This window comes from Ancylobacter sp. GW821-FHT10E12, assembly GCF_058809335.1.
In genome coordinates this window covers 54,797-76,026 of record NZ_JBXASN010000017.1, presented here as the reverse complement: position 1 = coordinate 76,026, position 21,230 = coordinate 54,797, and the positions used below count along the sequence as shown (strand labels likewise).

Annotated in this window: 17 protein-coding genes and 1 pseudogene; 3 read left to right on the top strand and 15 right to left on the bottom strand. The window is 70.9% G+C overall.

The features are described 5' to 3' along the window. Positions 1-132: 132 nt before the first annotated feature. Both AC1RU4_RS20875 and AC1RU4_RS20870 read right to left on the bottom strand, forming a co-directional pair. Entirely contained in the window at positions 133-567 is a 435-nt protein-coding gene (locus AC1RU4_RS20875) for a CBS domain-containing protein (protein ID WP_492893062.1), read from the bottom strand. A gap of 53 nt (positions 568-620) precedes the next feature. Next, on the bottom strand, positions 621-950 hold the full coding sequence (locus AC1RU4_RS20870; protein ID WP_492893061.1) for a plasmid stabilization protein: 330 nt from the start codon (positions 948-950) through the stop codon (positions 621-623). A gap of 285 nt (positions 951-1,235) precedes the next feature. Between AC1RU4_RS20870 and AC1RU4_RS20865 the strand changes: the two genes are divergently transcribed. Then, positions 1,236-2,165 (top strand): glutaminase, encoded by a 930-nt coding sequence (locus AC1RU4_RS20865; RefSeq protein WP_492893060.1) that lies wholly within the window; start codon positions 1,236-1,238, stop codon positions 2,163-2,165. A gap of 4 nt (positions 2,166-2,169) precedes the next feature. On the opposite strand, the gene AC1RU4_RS20860 is transcribed toward AC1RU4_RS20865, so the two are convergent. The 13 genes and pseudogenes from AC1RU4_RS20860 to AC1RU4_RS20800 all read right to left on the bottom strand — a co-directional run bounded on the left by AC1RU4_RS20860 (position 2,170) and on the right by AC1RU4_RS20800 (position 18,257). Next, on the bottom strand, positions 2,170-4,887 hold the full coding sequence (locus AC1RU4_RS20860; protein WP_492893059.1) for a molybdopterin-dependent oxidoreductase: 2,718 nt from the start codon (positions 4,885-4,887) through the stop codon (positions 2,170-2,172). After that, positions 4,887-6,488, bottom strand: coding sequence for a sulfite reductase subunit alpha (locus tag AC1RU4_RS20855; protein ID WP_492893058.1), 1,602 nt, complete (start codon positions 6,486-6,488; stop codon positions 4,887-4,889). The genes AC1RU4_RS20860 and AC1RU4_RS20855 overlap by 1 nt, the downstream gene beginning before the upstream one ends. Further along, entirely contained in the window at positions 6,485-8,266 is a 1,782-nt protein-coding gene (locus tag AC1RU4_RS20850) for a NirA family protein (protein ID WP_492893057.1), read from the bottom strand. Before AC1RU4_RS20850 ends, AC1RU4_RS20855 begins: the two co-directional genes overlap by 4 nt. Then, positions 8,266-9,555 (bottom strand): NAD(P)/FAD-dependent oxidoreductase, encoded by a 1,290-nt coding sequence (locus AC1RU4_RS20845; protein WP_492893056.1) that lies wholly within the window; start codon positions 9,553-9,555, stop codon positions 8,266-8,268. The genes AC1RU4_RS20850 and AC1RU4_RS20845 overlap by 1 nt, the downstream gene beginning before the upstream one ends. Next, on the bottom strand, positions 9,552-10,037 hold the full coding sequence (locus tag AC1RU4_RS20840; protein ID WP_492893055.1) for a globin family protein: 486 nt from the start codon (positions 10,035-10,037) through the stop codon (positions 9,552-9,554). The genes AC1RU4_RS20845 and AC1RU4_RS20840 overlap by 4 nt, the downstream gene beginning before the upstream one ends. 10 nt (positions 10,038-10,047) lie before the next feature. Then, positions 10,048-10,842 (bottom strand): ABC transporter ATP-binding protein, encoded by a 795-nt coding sequence (locus AC1RU4_RS20835; protein ID WP_492893054.1) that lies wholly within the window; start codon positions 10,840-10,842, stop codon positions 10,048-10,050. 11 nt (positions 10,843-10,853) lie between these two features. After that, complete coding sequence (ntrB, locus tag AC1RU4_RS20830; RefSeq protein WP_492893053.1) at positions 10,854-11,795, bottom strand: nitrate ABC transporter permease; 942 nt, start codon at positions 11,793-11,795, stop codon at positions 10,854-10,856. 59 nt (positions 11,796-11,854) lie between these two features. After that, positions 11,855-13,228, bottom strand: a complete 1,374-nt coding sequence (locus tag AC1RU4_RS20825; protein WP_492893052.1) for a CmpA/NrtA family ABC transporter substrate-binding protein — start codon at positions 13,226-13,228, stop codon at positions 11,855-11,857. 379 nt (positions 13,229-13,607) lie between these two features. Further along, positions 13,608-14,759 carry a CmpA/NrtA family ABC transporter substrate-binding protein gene (locus tag AC1RU4_RS20820; protein ID WP_492893051.1) on the bottom strand — a complete coding sequence of 384 codons (1,152 nt, stop codon included), beginning with the start codon at positions 14,757-14,759 and terminating at the stop codon, positions 13,608-13,610. After that, positions 14,756-15,346 carry an ANTAR domain-containing response regulator gene (locus AC1RU4_RS20815; RefSeq protein WP_492893050.1) on the bottom strand — a complete coding sequence of 197 codons (591 nt, stop codon included), beginning with the start codon at positions 15,344-15,346 and terminating at the stop codon, positions 14,756-14,758. The genes AC1RU4_RS20820 and AC1RU4_RS20815 overlap by 4 nt, the downstream gene beginning before the upstream one ends. A gap of 152 nt (positions 15,347-15,498) precedes the next feature. Next, complete coding sequence (locus AC1RU4_RS20810) at positions 15,499-15,909, bottom strand: PAS domain-containing protein (RefSeq protein WP_492893119.1); 411 nt, start codon at positions 15,907-15,909, stop codon at positions 15,499-15,501. A 189-nt stretch (positions 15,910-16,098) separates the two neighbouring features. Then, positions 16,099-16,770 (bottom strand): annotated as a pseudogene (locus AC1RU4_RS20805) (FAD-binding oxidoreductase); the annotation flags it as partial. A 92-nt stretch (positions 16,771-16,862) separates the two neighbouring features. After that, positions 16,863-18,257 carry a formimidoylglutamate deiminase gene (locus AC1RU4_RS20800; protein WP_492893049.1) on the bottom strand — a complete coding sequence of 465 codons (1,395 nt, stop codon included), beginning with the start codon at positions 18,255-18,257 and terminating at the stop codon, positions 16,863-16,865. Between the two features lie 133 nt (positions 18,258-18,390). Here AC1RU4_RS20800 and hutI point away from each other — a divergent pair, with 133 nt between their 5' ends. Further along, complete coding sequence (gene hutI, locus AC1RU4_RS20795; RefSeq protein WP_492893048.1) at positions 18,391-19,593, top strand: imidazolonepropionase; 1,203 nt, start codon at positions 18,391-18,393, stop codon at positions 19,591-19,593. Next, on the top strand, positions 19,590-21,125 hold the full coding sequence (gene hutH, locus AC1RU4_RS20790) for a histidine ammonia-lyase (protein ID WP_492893047.1): 1,536 nt from the start codon (positions 19,590-19,592) through the stop codon (positions 21,123-21,125). Before hutI ends, hutH begins: the two co-directional genes overlap by 4 nt. Positions 21,126-21,230 lie beyond the last annotated feature (105 nt).

Genomic DNA, 21,230 nt, shown 5'->3' with positions numbered 1-21,230 from the left:
CTCCGCCGGGCGAAAGAGGCGCGCGGCCGCGGACGCCGCGCGCGCAATTAAAGTGCGGCCGCGCCTTGCTGCGTCGGCTTGCACGGCCTGCCTGCATCAGCCAGCCTGCACGGCCCGCCTATACGACCCCGCCTACATGACCTGGCTGTGGGCTCCGCCGGGCCGGGAGATGTCGCCGAGCGCGTTGCCGGCGATCACCTCGCGGCCGGCCACCGCGATGTCGCCGAGCGACAGGATGCCGACCAGCCGCTTCTCGCGGTCGACCACCGGCAGGCGCCGTACCTGCAGGTCGCCCATGTTGCGGCTTACCTCGTCGAGGTCCTGATCGTCGAAGCGATATTTGACCTCGCGCGTCATCACCTCGCGCACCAGTGTCGCCGGGCCCTTGCCGAGGGCGACGCCGCGCACCGCGATGTCGCGGTCGCTGATCATGCCGACCAGCCGGTTGTCCTCGCCCACCGGCAGGATGCCGGCATCGAGCAGCGCCATCATCCGCGCCGCCTGCTCCAGCGTCTCGTTCGGGCCGGCGACCTGCACGTCGCGGGTCATCACATCACTTACTTTCATGGGGATTCTCCGTTTCTGGACGCCGGGAATTTCCGGGCCGGCCTGTCCGCGCCTCAGCCGGCGCGGTGCTCGGCATTGCGCTTCTCCGCGTTGCGCTTGCGGGTGGCGGCGGCCTTGCGGGCCGCGACGGAGCGTTCGGCCGCCGGGCGTTCGGCCGAGGCCCGCCCGCCGATCTCGCCGCCGCGATGGGCGGCCGGATGGCCGGTATGGGTGCCGCGGCCGGAGCCGGATTTCTTGCCGCCGCCGTCATCCTTGTTCACGGTGGCCCAGGCCCGGCGCTCGGCCTCGTCTTCCGGCACGCCGCGATCCCTGTAGCTTTCCTCGATATGCTCGGCCTTGCGGATCTGCTTGCCGGTATAGGCCGACTTGTCGCCACGCGGCATGGCGTCCTCCTTCGCTTGCAATCCCGCCGTCCCGCCCCTAGCCAACGAACCGCGCGGCCAAGCGTTCCCGCCACCGCGGGATCCGGGCGCGCGACAGGGCTTGACAGCAGGCGCCCGCCGTCATGCCCTGCCGGAGAACGCGAACGATCCAAGCCCCAGGTTTCCCGCCCATGACCGTCGCAGCCATGACTGTCCTCGCCCGGCTCGCCGCACCCGCCGGCGGCCGGCCGGCCGCTCGCACCGGCTGACCCCGTCGCATCGTCGAAACGCCAGGAAAGCCAGCCCGTGCCCGATCTGAAGACCGTCGTTGAGGAAATCGCCGAGGAGATGCGCACCCGCCCCGACCGCGGCGAGGTCGCCACCTATATCCCGGAGCTGGCGCGGGTCGATCCGAACCAGTTCGGCATCGCGGTGGTCGACGCGAAGGGCGGCGTGGCGGCAGCCGGCGATGCCGAGGTGCCGTTCTCCATCCAGAGCGTGTCCAAGGTGTTCACCCTCACCCTGGCGCTCGGCAAGATCGGCGACCGGCTGTGGCGGCATGTCGGGCGCGAGCCCTCGGGCAGCGCCTTCAATTCCATCGTGCAGCTCGAATACGAGCAGGGCATCCCGCGCAACCCGTTCATCAATGCCGGCGCCATCGCGGTGACCGACCAGATCCTCGCCGGCCACGAGCCGCGCGAGGCGCTGGGCGAGATCCTGCGCTTCATGCATTTCATCGCCGACGACACCTCGATCGCCATCGACGAGAAGGTCGCCTCGTCGGAGCGGCGCACCGGCTTCCGCAACGCCGCGCTCGCCAATTACATGAAGTCCTACGGGGTGCTGCAGAACCCCGTGGACTACACGCTCGGCGTCTATTTCCACCATTGCTCCATCGCCATGAGCTGCCGCCAGCTCGCCGCCGCCGGCCGCTTCCTCGCCTGGCGCGGCAGGAACCCGACCACCGGCCATTCGGTGGTGAGCCCGGAGCGGGCGCGGCGCATCAACGCCATCATGCTCACCTGCGGCCATTATGACGGCTCGGGCGAGTTCGCCTATCGCGTCGGCCTGCCCGGCAAGAGCGGCGTCGGCGGCGGCATCCTCGCCATCGCGCCGGGCGAGGCCTCGATCGCCGTGTGGGCGCCGGGGCTGGACGCCGTCGGCAATTCGCATCTCGGGCGCATCGCGCTGGAGGCGCTGACCAAGCGCATGGGCTGGTCGATCTTCGGCGAGTAGGCGATCAGCCCGCGATCGCGCCGGCGAGGATGCGCCTGAGCTCCGGCACGCAGGAGCCGCAATTGGTGCCGGCCTTCAGCGCCGCGCCGATGCGGGCGACATCCGCCGCCGGCTCGGCGGCCAGCAGGGCGCGGATCGGGTCGAGCGGCACGCCGAAGCAGGAGCACACCAGCGGCCCGCAGGACGCCGCCGCGCCGGCCATCCGGCCCGCCAGCACGGCGCGGCGCTCGGCCGGGGTCGGCGCGTCGCCGGCGAGGAAGCCCTTGATCGCCTCCCAGGACGGCGCGTCCGCCGCCGGGCCAATGAACAGCACCGCATCGAGCCGGCCGTCGGCATCGTAGACGGCGGTGCGGTAGATGCCGGCGGCGGCATCGAGGAACGCCGCCCGCTCCGCCGGCCCGAACAGCGCGTCCGCCCGCTGCCGCCAGACCGGCGCGCCTGCGTCATCGGCGATCAGCCAGCCCTCGCCGCCCGGCAGCGCCACCCGCGCCCACCACGCCGCCGGCGGCGGCGCGACGGCTCCGCGAGCGAGCAGGAAGCCGCGCAGCGGCATCGTCACCCGCTCCGCCCGCACCGGCGCCGCCTTGGATTCCGGCTGGCCGGAGAACGGATCGACGGCGCCGGCCACCAGCGCATTCACCCGCGCATGGGCGGCGTTCATGTCCGACCAGTGGATCGGCGCGAATAATTCGCCGCGCCGCTGGCCGTCGGACAGCCGCGCCTCCAGCACCGCGCTGCCCTGCGCCGAGGTCAGCCGCACCAGATCGCCCGCCGCCACGCCGAGCGGGGCGGCATCGGCGGGATGGAGCTCGACGAACGGCGCCGGCAGGTGTCCGGCGAGGCGCGGCGACAGCCCGGTGCGGGTCATGGTGTGCCACTGGTCGCGAATGCGGCCGGTGTTCAGCAATAGCGGGAAGTCCTCATCGATCGACGCTGCCAGCGCCGGCGCGGCGGGGGTGATGAAACGGGCGCGGCGGTCCGGGGTGAAGAAGCCGCCCTCGGCGAAGAAGCGCTTCTCGCCGCCCTCGCCCGGCGCGCGCACCGGCCATTGCTGCGGCGCCATGGCGTCGAAACCGTCATCGTCCAGCCCGGCGAGGCCGCCAATGTCGAAATCCCGCGTGCCGCCATTCTCGAAGCCGGAGAGCGCCGCGTGCTCGCGGAACACGTCTGCCGCGGACTGCCAGCCGAACGCATCGTCATGGCCCAGCCGCCGGCCGACCTCGGCGAGCGCCCACCAGTCCGGCTTCGCCTCGCCCGGCGCGTCGAGAAAGGCGCGCTGGCGGGAGATGCGGCGCTCGGAATTGGTGACCGTGCCGTCCTTCTCGCCCCAGCCGAGCGCCGGCAGCACCACATGCGGCCGGCAGGCCAGCGTGTCGTTCGAGCGCACATTGTCGGAAACGGCGAGGAAATCGAGCCCGGACAGCGCCTTGCGCACCTCGTCGGCGCGCGGCAGGCTCACCGCCGGATTGGTGCCGAGCACCCACAGGGCCTTGATGCGGCCGTCCGCCACCGCCCGCATCATGTCGACCGCCTTCAGGCCCTCCCGCGTCGCCATGCGCGGCGCATCCCAGAAGCGGCGCACGCGGCCGACCTCGTCTGCCGAGAAGCCCATATGGGCGGCGAGCTGGTTGGCGAGGCCGCCGACCTCGCGCCCGCCCATGGCGTTGGGCTGGCCGGTGAGCGAGAACGGCCCCATGCCCGGCCGGCCGATGCGGCCGGTGGCGAGGTGGCAATTGATGATCGCGCCGACCTTGTCGGTGCCCTGCGCCGACTGGTTCACCCCCTGCGAGTAGCAGGTGACCACCCGCCCGGTCGCGGCGAACAGCGCGTAGAAGCGGGCAATGTCGGCGGCGGGCACGCCGGTCGCGGCGCTCACCGCCGCGACATCCGGCGCCAGGGCCCGCGCGCCGGCAAGCGCCGGCGCGAAGCCGGCGGTATGGGCGGCGACATAGGCCTCGTCGAGCGCGCCGGTATCCGCCAGATGCACCAGCAGCCCGGCGAACAGCACCGAATCCATGCCCGGCGCCACCGGCAGGAACAGGTCCGCCTCCTCCGCCGTCGCGGTGCGGCGCGGATCGACGACGACCAGCCTCGTCCCCCGCCGCGCCCGCGCCGCCTCCAGCCGGCGGAACAGCACCGGGTGGCACCAGGCGGCGTTGGAGCCGACCAGCACCACGAGGTCGGCCTCGTCGAGGTCGGCATAGGCGCCCGGCACGGTGTCGGAGCCGAAGGCGCGCTTGTGGCCGGCCACCGAGGAAGCCATGCAGAGGCGCGAATTGGTGTCGACATTGGCGGTGCCGAGGAAGCCCTTGGCGAGCTTGTTGGCGGCGTAATAATCCTCGGTCAGCAACTGGCCGGAGAGATAGAGCGCCACCGAATCCGGCCCATGAGCGGCAATGGTCCGGCCGAAGGCCCCGGCGATACGCTCGAGCGCCGCGTCCCAGGACACCCGCAGCAGCGACCCCCGGCCGTCCTGCGCCATCGGATGCAGCAGCCGGGTGCCGAGCGCCAGCGTCTCGCCCAGCGCCGATCCCTTGGAGCACAGCCGGCCGAGATTGGCCGGATGCTCGGGATCGCCCGCCACCGCCGCGCCGCCGGCCCCGTCCGGGCTGGCGAGCACGCCGCACCCCACCCCGCAATAGGGGCAGGTGGTCTTCACCGTGGTGCGCACCGCCGGCAGGAGGGCGGCTTCGGCGAGCGCGAGCGGCACCGGCGCGTTCATCAATAGACGTCCGCCTGGTAGCGCCCGGCCTTCTTCAGCGCGGCGACATAGGCCAGCGCCTCGTCGGTCGACTTGCCGCCATGCGCGGCGACGACATCGACCAGCGCATGCTCGACATCCCTCGCCATCCGCTTGGCGTCGCCGCAGATGTAGAAATGCGCGCCCTCCTCCAGCCAGGCATAGAGGTCGGCGCCGACCTGGCGCATGCGGTCCTGCACATAGACCTTCTCGTCGCCGTCGCGCGACCAGGCGAGCGTCAGGCGCGCGAGATGGCCGCTCGCGCGCATGCCCTCCAGCTCCTCCTCGTAGAAGAAGTCGCACTCGCTGCGCTGGTGGCCGAAGAACAACCAGTTGCGCCCCGGCGCCTTCACCGCCATCCGCTCCCACAGGAAGGCGCGGAACGGCGCGATGCCGGTGCCGGGCCCGACCATGATGACGGGCCGGGACAAGTCGTTCGGCAAAGCGAAGCCGTGCGCCTTCTGCACATAGGCGCGCATCTGCCCGCCCTCCGGGATGCGGGCGGCGAGGAAGGTCGAGCCGACGCCGAGCCGCGTGCGCGCGCCGATGCGGTAGCGCACCGTGTCGACGGTGAGCGAGAGCCGGCCCGGCGTCGCCTTTGGGCTCGACGAGATCGAGTAGAGCCGCGGCTGCAGCGGCTCCAGCGCCTCGGCCAGCACTTCCGCAGCGATGCGCGGGCGGCCGAATTTCTCCAGCGCCGCCAGTACGTCGAGGCTGGCGGCATCGCCGTCTGGGTCCTCGCCGGCGGCCAGCGCGCGGGCCTTGCGGCGCATCTCGCCGCCGGTGTGGTAGGTCAGCAGCTGGAACAGGCCGTCCGGGGCGGCGCCGAGCGCGACGTCCTGCATCAGCACGTCGCGGGCGAACCGCTCGCCGATCATGTCCTGCCGGCTGGCGCCGATGGCCTCCAGCACCGCGTCGACGAGTTCGCCGTCATTGAGCGGGAAGATGCCGAAACTGTCGCCGACCGTGTAGTCGAGCCCGGCGCTGGCGAGGTCGAACTCGACATGCCAGGTCTGCTTCTCCGAGGCGCCCTTGTTGAGGCGGTGGCGGGCGACGAAGGAGACCAGCGCCGGATTGTCGCGCGAGGTGCCGGGCGCCCCCGCCGGCGCGGCCGGGACCGCCTCGGCGGGGGCGGAGGCGGGCGCCTCGCCGATCTCGGCGGCAAGCGCCTTCAGCATCCGCATCGTCTCCTTGCCGCCGGGGGCGCAGAGATTGAGCTTGGTCTCCTTGGCCGACGCGATGGCGGCGCTGTAGCTGTCGCAGAGATAGCCGCACTGGCCGCAATCCTGCTGCGCCATCGCCGCCATCATCCGGCGGGCGAGCGGCCGGCCCTCGGCGAGCTTCATGCGCTCGTCGAGCGGCATGGAGGCGTCGTGCCAGGGGGCACCGTCGTCCTCCTCGGCGGCCGCGCCGGGCATCAGCGCCGCGTTCTCGGCCGGCGACAAGGCGGTCGGCGCGCCCTGCGGGGTGAGCATGCCGGCGAAGAAGCCGTTCAGCCAGGCGCGCTGCTCCTCGCTGAAGGGCGCGGTCTCCGGGAAGAAGGCGATGGCGGGCGGTACCGGGGTCGGGCTAGCGGCGTTCATGCGTGCGTCTCCTCCTCGACGAGGGCGCGCAGCGCCTCGGGCGCGTGGCGGCGGGTGAAGCGGGCCAGCGTCTCGGCACCGTCAACGCGGTGGGCGAGCCACGCGCGCAGCAACCCCTCGACGACGACGGGCGCCTCGTCCGCCTTCACGTCGCGATAGAGCTCGCGGGCGATCGTCGCATCCGAACCGAAGCCGCCGCCGACCACGAGGTGGAAGCCGTCCACGGTGTCGCCGTCCTCGTTCACCGGCACGCGGGCACCGACCAGGCCGATATCGCCGATATAATGCTGGGCGCAGCTGTGCGGGCAGCCGGTGACGTGGATGTTCACCGGCAGGTCGAGGACAACCCGTTCCTCGCAATGGCGGGCGATCGCCTCGGCAGTGCCCTTGGTGTCGGCATTGGCGAAGCGGCAGCCGATCGAGCCGGTGCAGGCGACGAGGCCGGCGCGGATCGCGGTGGCGCGGGTCGACAGGCCGAGAGCCTCCACCGCCGCCTCGACCAGCGCCACCTTGTCGTCCGGCACCCCGGAGAGGATGAGGTTCTGCCAGACGGTGAGCCGCAATTCGCCATCGCCGAGGTCGCGGGCGAGAAGGGCGAGGCCGTGCATCTGCTCCACGGTCATCCTGCCGGTGGGCAGCACCACGCCGACCCAGTTGAGGCCCGGCTGCTTCTGCCGGTGCACGCCGATATGGGCGAGCCGGTCCGGCTCCGGGCGCGGGGCGACGGCGGCGGCCGGCACGCGCGGCAGGCTCCAGCCGAGCTTCTCCTCGGTGAGGGCGAGGAACTTCTCGAAGCCGAAAGCGTCGAGCACGTATTTCAGCCGCGCCTTCTTGCGGTCGGTGCGGTCGCCATGGTCGATGAACACCCGCACCATGGCGTCGGCGACGTCGCTGGCCTGTTCCGGCTTCACGATCACCCCGGTGTCGCGGGCGAAGTCCATATGGCCGGTGATGCCGCCGAGCACTACGCGGAACCACACGCCCGGCTCGACGCCATGGCCGTCCGCCACCTCCACCGCCTGGAAGCCGATATCGTTGGTGTCCTCCAGCGCGCCGATGCGCCCGCCGCCGTCGAAGGCGACGTTGAACTTGCGCGGCAGGCCGTAGAGCGAGCGGTCGGCGAGGATGTGGTAGTGCCAGTCCAGCGCGAAGGGGCGGGTGTCGATCAGTTCCTGCGGGTCGATGCCGGCGGTCGGGCCGCCGGTGACGTTGCGGATATTGTCGGCCCCCGAGCCGCGGGCGGTGAGGCCGAGGCCGATCAGCCCCTCCAGCACCGCCGGCCCGTCACTCGCCGGAATCTCGCGGATCTGCAAATTGGCGCGGGTGGTGACGTGGCTGTAGCCGCCGCCATGCTTTTCCGCGAGGTCGGCGACGCCGGCGAACTGCCAGTATTTCACGATGCCGTTGGGAATGCGCAGCCGGCACATATAGCTGTCCTGCGTCGGGGCGACGTAGAACAGGCCGTGGAACTTCCAGCGGAACACATCGGGGCCTTTGGGGAAGGCGCCGTCGCGGGCGTGCTGCTTCATGCGGCCATAGGAATCGAGGCCGAGCTCCTCGCGCTTGGCCTTCTCCTCGTTGGCGAGCTTGCGCCCCTGCGCCTCGAAGCGGGCCATGGCGCGGTGAGCGCTGGCGTCCGGCCCGGTCTCCCCGGCCGGCGCCGCCCTGGCCGGCGCGGCCGGCGCGGCACCGAGGCCGCCGGCCGAGCGGGTGGCGGCGAGACCGGCGACGAAGCCTTCAAGATAGCGCTTCTGTTCCGGATTGAAATCGGTGCCCATCACGCGGCCTCCCGGTCGAGTTCGTGGTCGGATGCCTGGTCGGATTCGAGCGCGACATAGGCCCGCCCGAAGGCGAGTGCGTCACGCGCCGGGCCGATGTCGCGGCCGGAACGCATCAGGTCGAGATAGAACAGCCCGTCGGCGGTATCGCCATAGAGCACCGCCCCGACCAGACGAGTCGCGGCGCCGTCGTCGCGCAGCACCAGTCGGCGATAGAGCCCGAGGCCGGGATCGGCGAGCACGAGGTCCTGCGTCCCCTCGGCGCCGAGGAAATCGCCGGCCGAGAACACATGCACGCCGGAGACCTTGAGATTGGTGGCGAGCACGCTGCCGGCATAGGCCGCCCCCGCGACCGCGCTTTCCCCCGCCAGCCGGCGGGCCAGCACCCGCGCCTGTTCGTAAGCCGGCTCGACGAGGCCGTAGACCTGGCCGCGATGCTCGGCGCATTCGCCGATGGCGAACACGCCGGGCACATCGGTGGCGAGCCCGTCATCGACGAGGATGCCGCGCCCGCAGCCGATGCCGGCCGCGCGGGCGAGATCGGCGTTCGCCCGCACGCCGCAGGCGACCACCACGAGGTCGGCCGGCAGCACGCGCCCATCGGCCAGGCGCAAGCCCCGGACCCGTGCCTCGCCCCGCACGTCGCCCTCGATGGCCAGCGTCGAGGCGTCGAGATGCACGGCGATGCCGCGCGCTTCCACCGCCTGCCGCAGCAGCGCGGCGGCATGGGCGTCGAGCTGGCGCTCCATCAGCCGGTCGGCGAGATGGATGATGGCGGTATCGGCCCCCGCGCCGGCGAGGCCGGTCGCGGCCTCCAGCCCCAGGAGCCCGCCGCCGATGACGATGGCGCGCAGGCCCGGCCGGGCGGCGGCGGCGAGCGCGTCGACATCCGCCATGTCGCGGAAGGTCATCACGCCGGGCAGTTCCATGCCCGGCACCGGCAGGCGGATCGGGTTGGAGCCGGTGGCCAGCACCAGCCTGTCGTAGTCGAGCACCGTCCCGTCGGTGAGGCGCACCTGCCTCGCCGCGGTGTCGATCGCCGTCGCCGGGTTGCCGAGATGCAGCGCGACGCCCCGCGCCGCCCACCAGCCGGCCTCGTGCAGCACGAGGTCGGCGGCGCTCACCTCGCCGGCCAGCAGCGAGGAGAGCAGCACGCGGTTATAGGCGAGGCGAGGCTCGGCCCCGACCACGGTCAGCGCGAAGCGGCCGGGGGCACGGGCGGTCAGCTCCTCGCAGAGCTTCGCCGCCGCCATGCCGTTGCCGATGACGAGGACGCGCTCGGGGCTCATAGGTGGACCACCCCGGCGAGGCGGCCAAATTGCGGGTCCTGCCCCGGCGCCGATTCCCCGGCAGCTTTGGCCGCGTCGATCATCACCGCCGACAGCACGCCATAGGCCTCGGTCCAGGCGGCGCGCACCGGCGGGGTGAAGGCCTCGCCGAGCCCCTGCTCCAGCGTCCACAGCAGCGCCTCGCCCACGGGCACGAAATGCTCGGGCGTGACCCCGAGCCCGGCATGGCGGGCGCCGAGCCGCTCCACCGCCGGGATCAGCGCCGGCAGATTGTCCATGCCGTTCACCACCACCGAGAGCGTCGCCATCAGCTTGCGGCCCTGCTCGGTCATGTCGCTCTTGAACAGCGGGCGGACCTCGGGGGCGATCTCGAACAGCCGGCCGTAGAACAGGGCCGCGGCCTGGTCGGAAATCGGGCGGACCTTGTCGAAGCTCTCGCGCAAGAGGACGACGTGCTGCTGGGCGATGCGGTCGGGGGTCATGGCGCTCTCCTCAAGCCGCTTCGACGAAGCGGTGGCGTTCGTAAAGGAACTTCAGCACCGCCTCGCGGCAGGCGAGGTAGGAGGGGTCGGTGACCAGCTCGAGCCGGCGGCGCGGGCGCGGCAGCGTCACCGCGAGCACCTCACCGATGCGGGCGGAGGGGCCGTTGGTCATCATCACGATGCGGTCGGAGAGCAGCACCGCCTCGTCGACATCGTGGGTGATCATGATCACCGTGTTGCCGAGCGCGGCGTGGATCTGCATCACCGAGTCCTGCAGATGCGCGCGGGTGAGCGCGTCGAGGGCGCCGAACGGCTCGTCGAGCAGCAGCACCTTCGGCTCCATGGACAGCGCGCGGGCGATGCCGACGCGCTGCTTCATGCCGCCGGAGACTTCCGAGGGGCGCTTGTCACGGGCATGGCCCATCTGCACCAGGTCGAGATTGTGCAGCGTCCAGTCGTGGCGCTCGGCGCGGCTCTTCACCCCGGAGAACACCTTGTCCACCGCGAGGCGGACATTGTCGTAGACCGACAGCCAGGGCAGCAGCGAATGGTTCTGGAACACCACCGCGCGGTCCGGGCCGGGTGAATCGACCTGCCGTCCCTCGAGGATCACCCCGCCGGCGGTGGCCTGGGTCAGGCCGGCGACGATGTTGAGCAGGGTCGACTTGCCGCAGCCGGAATGGCCGATGATCGAGATGTACTCGCCCTTGGCGATGTCGAGGCTGACTTCCTTCAGCACCTCGGTGGTGGACCCGCCGCGGGAGAAGGCCTTGTCGATATGGTCGAGCTTGAGATAGGCGGTCATCGGATCCTCCTTCAGGCTGCCGCGGTGCCGCGGGTGATGAAGGCGCCGATGCCGGCGACGAGGCGGTCGAGGATGAACCCGACCACGCCGATATAGACCAGCGCCACGATGATGTCGGACAGGCGCGAGGAGTTCCACGCGTCCCAGATGAAGAAGCCGATGCCGACGCCGCCGGTGAGCATTTCCGCCGCGACGATGGCGAGCCAGGAGAGGCCGACGCCGATCCGAAGGCCGGTGAAGATGTACGGCGCCGCCGAGGGCAGCATGATCTTCACGAAGAATTCCAGCGGGTTGAGCCGCAGCACCTTGGCGACGTTGCGATAGTCCTGCGGGATGTTGCGCACGCCGACCGCGGTGTTGATGATCACCGGCCAGATGGCGGTGATGAAGATGACGAAGATCGCCGAAGGGCTCGAATCGCGGAAGGCGGCGAGCGCGATCGGCAGCCAGGCCAGCGGCGGCACGGTGCGCAGCACCTGGAAGATCGGGTCGAGCCCGCGCATCGCCCAGACCGACTGGCCGACCAGCACGCCGAGCACGATGCCCACCACCGCCGCGAGGCCGAAGCCGATGGCGACGCGCTGCAGCGAGATCAGCACCCGCCAGCCGAGGCCGATATCCTGCGAGCCGTTGACGAAGAACGGGTTGACGATGAGGTCGTAGGATTCCCGCCAGATGGTGGAGGGCGGCGGCAGCGTGGCGCCGGGGCTGGAGCACAGCAGTTCCCAGATGCCGAGCAGCAGCACCAGCATGATGAGCGGCGGCACCACCGCCACCGCGACGCCGCGCGCATAGCCGGCCATGCGCGACCCGGCGGCGGGACGACGCGCCGGCGCCAGCTTCAGCACCTCGGCCGTCTTGGACGCCGCGGTCTTGGACGCGGCGGTTTTGGGCGCGGCGCTTGTCTTCACCGTCGAGGCGACGGCCTCGCGCTTGAGTGCGGTCAGGGACATGGAGAGCTCCCGGCTCGAAGGGATCGAAGAAGCGCGCCACCCGCGCGCGGCGGGCGGCGTCAGGCGATGCGCTTGATGCCGAGGCTGGCGAGATAGGCGGACGGGTCGGCGGGATCGAACACCTTGCCGTCGAAGAAGGTCTCCTTGCCGCGCGAGTCCGAGGCCGGGATGTCCGCGGCCGCGACGCCGAGCTCCTTGGCGGCGCCGCGCCAGAGGTCCTCGCGGTTCACCTTGTCGACCAGCGCCTTGACGTCGGTGGTCGGCTCGAACTTGCCCCAGCGGATGTCCTCGGTGATGAACCAGGCATCGTGGCTCTTGAACGGATAGGAGGCCTGGTCCTGCCAGAACTTCATGTACTGGTCGGAGCCCTTCACCACCCGGCCGTTGCCGTAGTTGATGTCGCCCCGGGCGCGACCGAGAATGTCGGCGACCGGCACGTTGAACCATTGCCGCTTGCCGACGATGGTCGACATCTCCTCCTTGTTGGCCATCTGGTCGCACCATTGCTGGGCTTCCATCACCGCCATCAGGATCGCGCGGGTGGCATTGGGGTTCTTGTCGACGAAGTCGGCGCGCATGCCGAGCGCCTTTTCCGGGTGCTGCTTCCAGATCTCGCCGGTGGTGCAGGCGGTGAAGCCGATGCCCTGATTGACCAGCTGCTCGTTCCACGGCTCGCCGACGCAGAAGGCGTCCATGTTGCCGACCTTCATGTTCGCCACCATCTGCGGCGGCGGCACCACGATGGTGGAGACGTCCTTGTCGGGGTCGATGCCGGCCGAGGCCAGCCAGTAGCGGATCCACAGGTCGTGGGTGCCGCCCGGGAAGGTCATGGCGACCTTCACGTCCTTGCCGGCGGCCTTCTTGGCCTCGAAGGCGGCCTTCAGCGCCGAGGCGTCGGCTGTGACCTTGAGGTCCTTGTACTCGTTGGAGACCGAGATCGCCTGCGCGTCGAGATTGAGCCGCGCCAGCAGGTACATCGGCGTCGGCACGTTGTTCTGCGTCACCTTGCCGGCGGAGATCAGGTAGGGCATCGGCGAGAGGATATGCGCGCCGTCAATGCCGTTGGCGGCGCCGCCGAGCACGAGATTGTCGCGGGTGGCGCCCCAGGAGGCCTGCTTGGCGACCTCGACATCCGGCACGCCGTGCTTGGCGAACAGCCCCTTCTCCTTGGCGATCACCAGCGGGGCGGCGTCCATCAGCGCGATATAGCCGAGCACCGCCCTGGTGGTTTCCGGCGCGGCGGCATGGGCGAAGGGCACGCCGCCGGGGAAGGCCATGCGCACGGCGTCGAACAGCGCCGCGGAGCCGAGTGCGGCGGCGCCGGATTTCAGCAGCGAGCGGCGGGACACGCCAGAAGACGGCAGCTGGCCCCCGGCCTGCGGACGGGAAAGGCTGTCGGTCGCGGTGCTGTCGATGGTCTTGCGATCGGTCATTGGGTGTGCCCCTCGGAATGTCTTCCAGAAGCCGCACCCGTTTCGAGCGCGGCGATGAAAACGCAAACAAGCCACGGTCCGCGGACGGAGAAGCTCCGTCACGGTGGCAGCGGCTTTGCTGCAGCCCATCGCTGGGCGGAAATCGGGAATGCCGCGGTCATCGTTGACCGATCGGCACCAGTAGACATACACAAATCGTGCCAACCTGGCAAAAACGCCCGTCAGCACCTTGAAACTAGAATTGTTTCAATCTGTTAGAGACGAAATGGCCCGCCTGCCCGGCATTGCGGCACCGATTTTTCGGCGCACAAAATGTGAGCAATTCATCGCATTTTATGAGGATATTTCACGCATCCGCGCAATAAATCACCGCCACGCCCTATCGGGCCTGCAGCCGGGCCAGATAGGCCTCCACGTCGTCGTCGTCGAAGGGCACGCCGAAACGGGTGCCCACGGGATCGCCCTCCGCCATTGCCGCGGCGTGCGGCAGGCCGAGCGCGGCATCGTAGAGGTCGGGACGATAGACCGCCTGCGCCTCGCGCGCGGCGTCCGGCGCATAGGCGGCCTGCCCGGCCCGCACCATCTGGGCGTAGATCCACAGCGCGTGGCGCGGGTCCGGGCGGGTGACGCCGCCGCGATGCAGCAGCAGGAAATCGGGATCGATGCGCTCGGCATCGCCCGGCCCGACGCGCAGCTCGCCGCCGAGCGTGCGCTCGATGATGTCGGCGCGCACGCCGAGGAAGCGCGGCTCGGCGAGCAGCCGGGCGAGGTCGGCGCGGTTCGGGGGCGCCTCGCACCAGCGCGCCGCCGCCTCCAGCGCGCGGATCAGCCGGCGCAGCACGTCCGGCTCGGCATTGGCGAAGCGGGCATGCACGCCCAGCACCTTTTCCGGCGCGCGGGCGAACAGTTCGGTGCCGAGCAGCGCGATGCGCCCGACTCCGGCCTCCACCGCGACGCTGTTCCACGGCGAGCCGACGCAGAAGCCGTGGATGAGGCCGCTGCGCAGGTTCTCCACCGTATAGGACGGCGGCACCACCACGAGGCGCACGTCGCGGTCGGGGTCGATGCCGCCGGCCTCCATCAGGTGGCGCAGCGCATAGGTGTGGGTGGAGAACGGATAGACCGAGGAGAAGGCGAACTGCTCCTCCCCCCGCGCCTGCCGCTCGCGCACCACATGGCCGAGCGCCCGCGCCGTGCCCGCGCCGGTGGCGAGGTCCTCGCCGGTGCCGCCCATGCGGGCATAGAGCTCCGGCGCCAGCGTGATCGCCCCGCCATTGAGGTTGAGCGCAAAGGCGGCGACCAGCGGCACCCGGACATGGCCGAGCCCCAGCGAGGAGGCGATGGCCTGCGGCGCCAGCATGTGCGCGCCGTCGAGCAGGCCGACATTGAGGCGGTCGCGGATATTGGCCCAGGACACCTCGCGGTGGAGGTCGAGCTCCAGCCCCTCGGCCATGGCGAAGCCGCGCTCGGCGCAGGCGATCAGCGTGGCGGCGTCGGTCAGCGGGATGAAGCCGATCGCGAGTCGTTTCATTTCAGCATTTCCGCGGCGGTGATGACGGATTGGGCGATGTCGACGAGGCGCTTCTTCTCGTTCATCGCGGTGCGCCGCATCAGCGCATAGGCCTTCTCCTCGTCCAGCCCCTTCAGCCGCATGAGGATGCCCTTGGCGCGGTCGACGGTCTTGCGCTCCTCCAGCTGGGTCTTGGTCTGCTCCAGCTCGGCCCGCAGCCGGGCGAAGGCGCGGAAGCGGCTGATGGTCATGTCGAGGATCGGCTTCACCCGCTCCTTCTTCAGCCCGTCGACGATATAGGCCGACACTCCCGCCTCGATCGCCTCCTCGATGGTGGAGCTGTCCGACTGGTCGACGAACATGGCGACCGGGCGCTTCACCTCGCGGCTCACCTGGAACATCTGCTCGACCACGTCGCGCGAGGGGGTCTCGAGGTCGATGACGATGACGTCGGGATCGATGGCGTGCAGCCTCGCCAGCAGGTTGTGCCGCTCGGTAAGGCACAGCACGTTGACATAGCCGGCCTCGCGCAGCCCCTCGTCGAGAATGGCCGCGCGGAGCGGGCTCTCGTCGACGATGACGATCTTCAGGCTCGGGTCAGCCGACATAGGCGCGACGCATCACCGGTTTCGAACCAAGGCAGGACAGAGCGGCGCATCGTACGGGGACGACGACGCCTGGGATGAAGGAACCAGCGATCATACGCCTTTCGAAGCAAGCGGCGGGCCGCTTGTCGGCCGATTGCCGCCCGGCACCTGCGTCATGGCGCCTTCAGCGCCGCCAGCTCCTTCTTCAGCGCCCGCGTTTCCTCGAAGCGGCGGGTGACGTCGCGCAGCACCGAGGCCATGCCGGTCACCCGTCCTGCCTCATCCTTGAGCAGCACGATGGTGAATTCGAGCGAAATGCGCCGTCCGTCCTTGGTCAGGCCCGGCACGGCGAGCAGGTCGCCGGCGCCGTAGCGGCTCTGGCCGCTCGCCACCGTCTCGGCATAGCCCTCCCAGTGACGGGCCCGGAACGGCTCGGGGACGATGATGTCGAGCGAGCGGCCCAGCGCCTCCGCCTCGGTAAAGCCGAAAATGCGCACCGCGCCGGGATTCCACAGCACGATCAGCCCCTCGCGGTCGCTGGCGACGATCGCATCGGAGGCGCTGTCGAGGAGGCCTTCGGCGATGAAATCGCGGCTGAAGCCGCCGGCCGCCGTCGCCCGGAACACCGGCACGGCTCCGCCGGCCGACGCCGCCGGGGCGTCCGAGGCGCCTTCCGGGTCGAACAGGTCCTCGACCGGCCCGAAGAACTCGTAATGCAGCCGCTCCTGCGCGACGCCCGCTTTGGCCAGCGCCGGCACCAGCGCGCGCAGGAAGCCGACCGGCCCGCACACATAGACCTCCGCCTCGGCGAGCGGCGCCTCCGCCACCAGCCAGTCGAGGGTCAGCCGGCCGGCGACGTCGAAATCCGTCCCGGCCCGGTCCTGCGGGCGCGGGCGGCTGTAGAAGACCGTGGCGCGGGCATTGGGCAGCGCGGCGACGAGCTTCCTCACATGCGCGCCGAAGGCATGGGCGGCGCCGTCCTGGGTGCAATGGACGAACTGCACCGGCACCTGCGCGCCCTCGGCGACGAGCGCCTCCAGCATGGCGATCATCGGCGTCAGCCCGACGCCGCCGCTCACCATCACGATCGGCCGCACCCGCGCCTGCGGCAGCACGAAGGCGCCGGCCGGCGGGGCGATCTTCAGCACCGTGCCGGGCTCGGCGGCGTCGTGCAGCCAGCGCGACACCTGGCCCTGCTTCTCGCGCTTTACCGAGATGCGCAGGTGGTCGCCATTGGGCGCCGTCGAGATCGTGTAGTTGCGCTTCACCGGGCCGATGCCGGGAAGCTCGGCGAACAGGGTGAGATATTGCCCGGCCACATGGGCGGGCGGGCCGGCACCGTCGGACGGAACCAGCTCGAACGAGGTGATGACCTCGCTCTCCTTGCGCCGCGTGCTGACGCGGAAATCGCGCACGCCGCCGGCATCCTGTCGGGTGGCGAGCATTGTCGCCGATTCGTTGGGGCACATCGGAGCGTCCTCCCTCCGACGTTAAGTATACCAAATACAGACTGGCGGCGACCCTTCCGCCGCGGTTGTCAGCCGGCCAGCTTTTGCAGCACCCGCCGGTAGCCGGCCTCGACGGCGCCGCGGTCGCGATGCCGGCCGTCCGCGACCACCTTCGCCCCGCCACGCCATACCGAATCGACCGGCGCCCGGCCGCCGGCGAAGATCCAGCCGTCGAGCAGCGCGTCGCCGCCCTTGCCGGACAGCGACGGCGCCCCGGCGGCGAGGCTGACGAGGTCGGCCGGGCTGCCGGGCGCGAGGCCCGCCTTTGCGCCCAGAGCCTTCCCGCCCAATGCCTGCGCCCCCAATGCCTGCGCCCCACCGGCCAGCGCCGCGTCGAACAGTCGCCGCCCGGTGGAGGCGCCGGCCTCCAACGCCATGACGTTGCGCGCCCGCAAGGCGAGGCGCTGCGAATATTCCAGCAGCCGCAATTCCTCCGCCGCATCGATCCGCACGTTGGAATCCGAGCCGACGCCGTAGCGGCCGCCGAGCTCGGCGAAGCGGGCGCCGGGAAAGATGCCGTCGCCGAGATTGGCCTCGGTAATCGGGCACAGCCCGGCCACCGCGCCGCTCGCAGCCAGCCGCTCGGTCTCGGCCTCGGTCATGTGGGTGGCGTGGATCAGGCACCAGCGCTCGTCCACCGGCGCGTTGTCGTAGAGATAGTCGACCGGGCGGCGTCCGCTCCAGGCCACGCAGTCGTCGACCTCCTTCACCTGCTCGGCGACATGGATATGGATCGGCCCGCCGGTCAGCGGCAGCAGCGCGCCGATCTCCCCGGCGGTCGCGGCGCGCAGGCTGTGCGGCGCGAGGCCGAGCACCGCGTCCGGCAGCCCCGCCACCGCCCGCGCGGCCGATTCCATCAGCCGGCCGAAGCCGTCGAGATCGTTGATGAAGCGGCGCTGGCCATGGCCGGGCCCCGCGGCGCCGAAGCCGCCATGGGCGTAGAAGACCGGCAGCAAGGTGAGGGCCATTCCCGTTGCCGACGCGGCGGCGGCGATGCGGGCGGAGAGCTCGCCGATATCGGCGTAGGCGCGCCCGTCGAGGTCATGGTGCAGGTAGTGGAACTCGCCGACGCGGGTGAAGCCCGCCTCCAGCATCTCGACATAGGCGAGCGCGGCAATCGCCTCGACGTCGTCGGGGTCGAGCCGGTCGACGGCGCGGTACATCTGCTCGCGCCAGGTCCAGAAACTGTCGCCCGCCGGCCCGCGCACCTCGGTGAGGCCGGCCATCACCCGCTGGAAGGCGTGGCTGTGCAGGTTCGGCAGGCCGGGAACCAGCGCCGCCACCGGCTCGTCGCCCGGCTGCGGCGCCGCCCCGGCCTCGATGCCGGCAATCCTGCCGTCGGCGATGTCGATCCGCACCTGCCGCGCCCAGCCCGCGGGAAGCAGCGCGCTCTCGCACCAGATTCCAGTCCCTGCCTTCGCCATCGCCGCCTCATTCTTGCATTCGATATGGACAAGCCGCTTCGCGTCTGTTTATGTATATACATATTGATGCCGTTGCCAACGGCTTTCGTTGCCAACGGCTTTCGTCGACCGGCACTTCTGGGGAGGCTACGACATGCGATGCGATCGTGTCTGGCGCCGCGCGCGGCTTGCCACCCTCTCCCCGTCCCTGCCCGGCCTCGGCCTCGTCGAGGACGGCCTGGTCGCGGCGAAGGACGGCCGCATCCTCCATGCCGGCCCGGCCTCCGAGGCGCCCGCCTTCGAGGCGGACGAGACCGTCGACGTCGAGGGCCGCTGGATCACCCCCGGCCTGATCGACTGCCACACCCATCTGGTGTTCGGCGGCGACCGCGCCCATGAATTCGAGCTGCGCCTCGCCGGCGCCTCCTATGAGGAGATCGCCCGCGCCGGCGGCGGCATCGTCTCCACCATGAAGGCCACGCGGGCCGCCAGCGAGCACGAGCTCGTCGCCTCCGCCCTCGCCCGGCTCGACGCGCTGATCGCCGAGGGCGTCACCACCGTCGAGGTCAAGTCCGGCTACGGCCTCTCCGAAGACGCCGAGCTGAAGAGCCTCGCGGCCGCCCGCGCGCTCGGCCGTGCCCGGCCGGTATCGGTGACGACCAGCTTCCTCGGCGCCCATGCGCTGCCGCCGGAAGCCAATGGCGACAAGGCCGCCTATATCGACCGGATGATCGCCCTGCTGCCGGCCATCGCCGAACAGGGCCTCGCCGACGCCGTCGACGCCTTTTGCGAGGGCATCGCCTTCGCCCCCGAGGACGTGGCGCGCCTGTTCAGGGCCGCCGGCGATCTCGGCCTGAGGGTGAAGCTGCATGCCGACCAGCTCTCCAACCTGCATGGCGCGAAGCTGGCGGCGGATTTCGGCGCGCTGTCGGCCGACCATCTCGAACATACCGACGCGGAAGGCGCCGCCGCCATGGCGCGGGCCGGCACCGTCGCGGTGCTGCTGCCCGGCGCGTTCTATTTCATCCGCGAGACCAGGGTGCCGCCGATCGAGCTGTTCCGCGCCCACGGCACCCGCATGGCGCTCGCCACCGACTGCAATCCCGGCACCTCGCCGCTCACCTCGCTGCTGCTGACGATGAACATGGGCGCCACCCTGTTCCGCATGACCGTCGAGGAATGCCTCGCCGGGGTGACCCGCGAGGCCGCCCGCGCCCTCGGCCGGCTCGATTCGGTCGGCACGCTGGAGGAAGGCAAGTCCTGCGACCTCGCGATCTGGGACATCGAGCGCCCGGCCGAGCTCGTCTACCGCATGGGTTTCAACCCGCTTCATGCGCGGGTGTGGAGGGGAAAATGACCGAGATCGTCCTAAAGCCCGGCGCCGTCCCGCTCAGCGAGTGGCGCGCCATCTATAGGGGCGCCGATGCCCGGCTCGACCCGTCCTGCGGCCCGGCGGTGGCGCGCTCGGCCCAGGCGGTGGCGGACATCCTCGCCAAGGGCCAGCCGGTCTACGGCATCAATACCGGCTTCGGAAAGCTCGCCACGGTGAAGATCGGCGATGCCGACCTCGCCACGCTCCAGCGCAACATCGTGCTCTCGCATGCCGCCGGTGTCGGCGAGCCGATGCCGGTGCCGATCGCCCGGCTGATGATGGCGCTGAAGCTCGCCAGCCTGGCGCAGGGCGCCTCCGGCATCCATCCCGACACGCTGGCGCTGCTGGAAACCATGCTCGCCAAGGGCCTCACCCCCGTGGTGCCGTGCCAGGGCTCGGTCGGCGCCTCGGGCGACCTCGCTCCGCTGGCGCACATGACCGCGACCATGATCGGCGTCGGCGAGATCTTCGTCGGCGGCGCCCGCCTGCCCGCCGACATCGCGCTCGCCGATGCCGGGCTCGCGCCGGCGCAGCTCGGGCCGAAGGAAGGGCTGGCGCTGCTCAACGGCACCCAGTTCTCCACCGCCAATGCGCTGGCCGGCCTGTTCGAGGCGGAGAACCTCTTCCGCTCCGCCCTGGTCACCGGCGCGCTGTCCACCGATGCCGCCCGCGGCTCCGATGCCCCGTTCGACCCGCGCATCCACGCGCTGCGCAAGCATCGCGGCCAGATCGAGACCGCGCAGGCGCTGCGGCTGCTGATGACCGGCTCGGCGATCCGCGCCTCGCACCTCGTCGGCGACGAGCGGGTGCAGGACCCCTATTGCCTGCGCTGCCAGCCGCAGGTGATGGGCGCCGCGCTCGACGTGCTGCGGCAGGCCGCCGCCACGCTGGAGACCGAGGCGAACGGCGTCTCCGACAATCCGCTGATCTTCGCCGAGGACGGGGTGGCGCTGTCCGGCGGCAATTTCCACGCCGAGCCGGTGGCCTTCGCCGCCGACATGATCGCATTGGCCGTATGTGAAATAGGCTCGCTCTCGGAGCGCCGCATCGCCATGCTGGTCGACCCGGCGCTGTCGGGCATGCCGGCCTTCCTCACCCCCAAGCCGGGCCTCAACTCCGGCTTCATGATCCCGCAGGTGACGGCGGCGGCCCTCGTCTCGGAGAACAAGCAGAAGGCCTATCCGGCCAGCGTCGATTCGATCCCGACCTCGGCGAACCAGGAGGACCACGTCTCGATGGCCGCCCATGGCGCGCGCCGGCTTGCCGGCATGGTGGAGAACGCCGTCGGCGTCATCGGCATCGAGTTGCTGGCCGGCGCGCAGGGCTGCGACTTCCACCAGCCGCTGGCCTCCAGCGCGGTGCTGGAGAAGGTGCGCGCGACGCTCCGCGCGCAGGTGCCGCATCTCGACGACGACCGCTATTTCGCCCCCGACATGGAAGCGGCCAACGCGCTGATCCGCTCCGGCGCCATCGCCGCGCTGGCGGGCGACGTGCTGCCGACGATTTCGGGGGAGTGATCCATGAGTTTTGGCCACACCCGTTCCTCCCTCATCCCCGGGCTTGACCCGGGGATCCCGCTTTCGGCGGGGGCACGGGCGGGAAGATGGGTCCCCGGGTCAAGC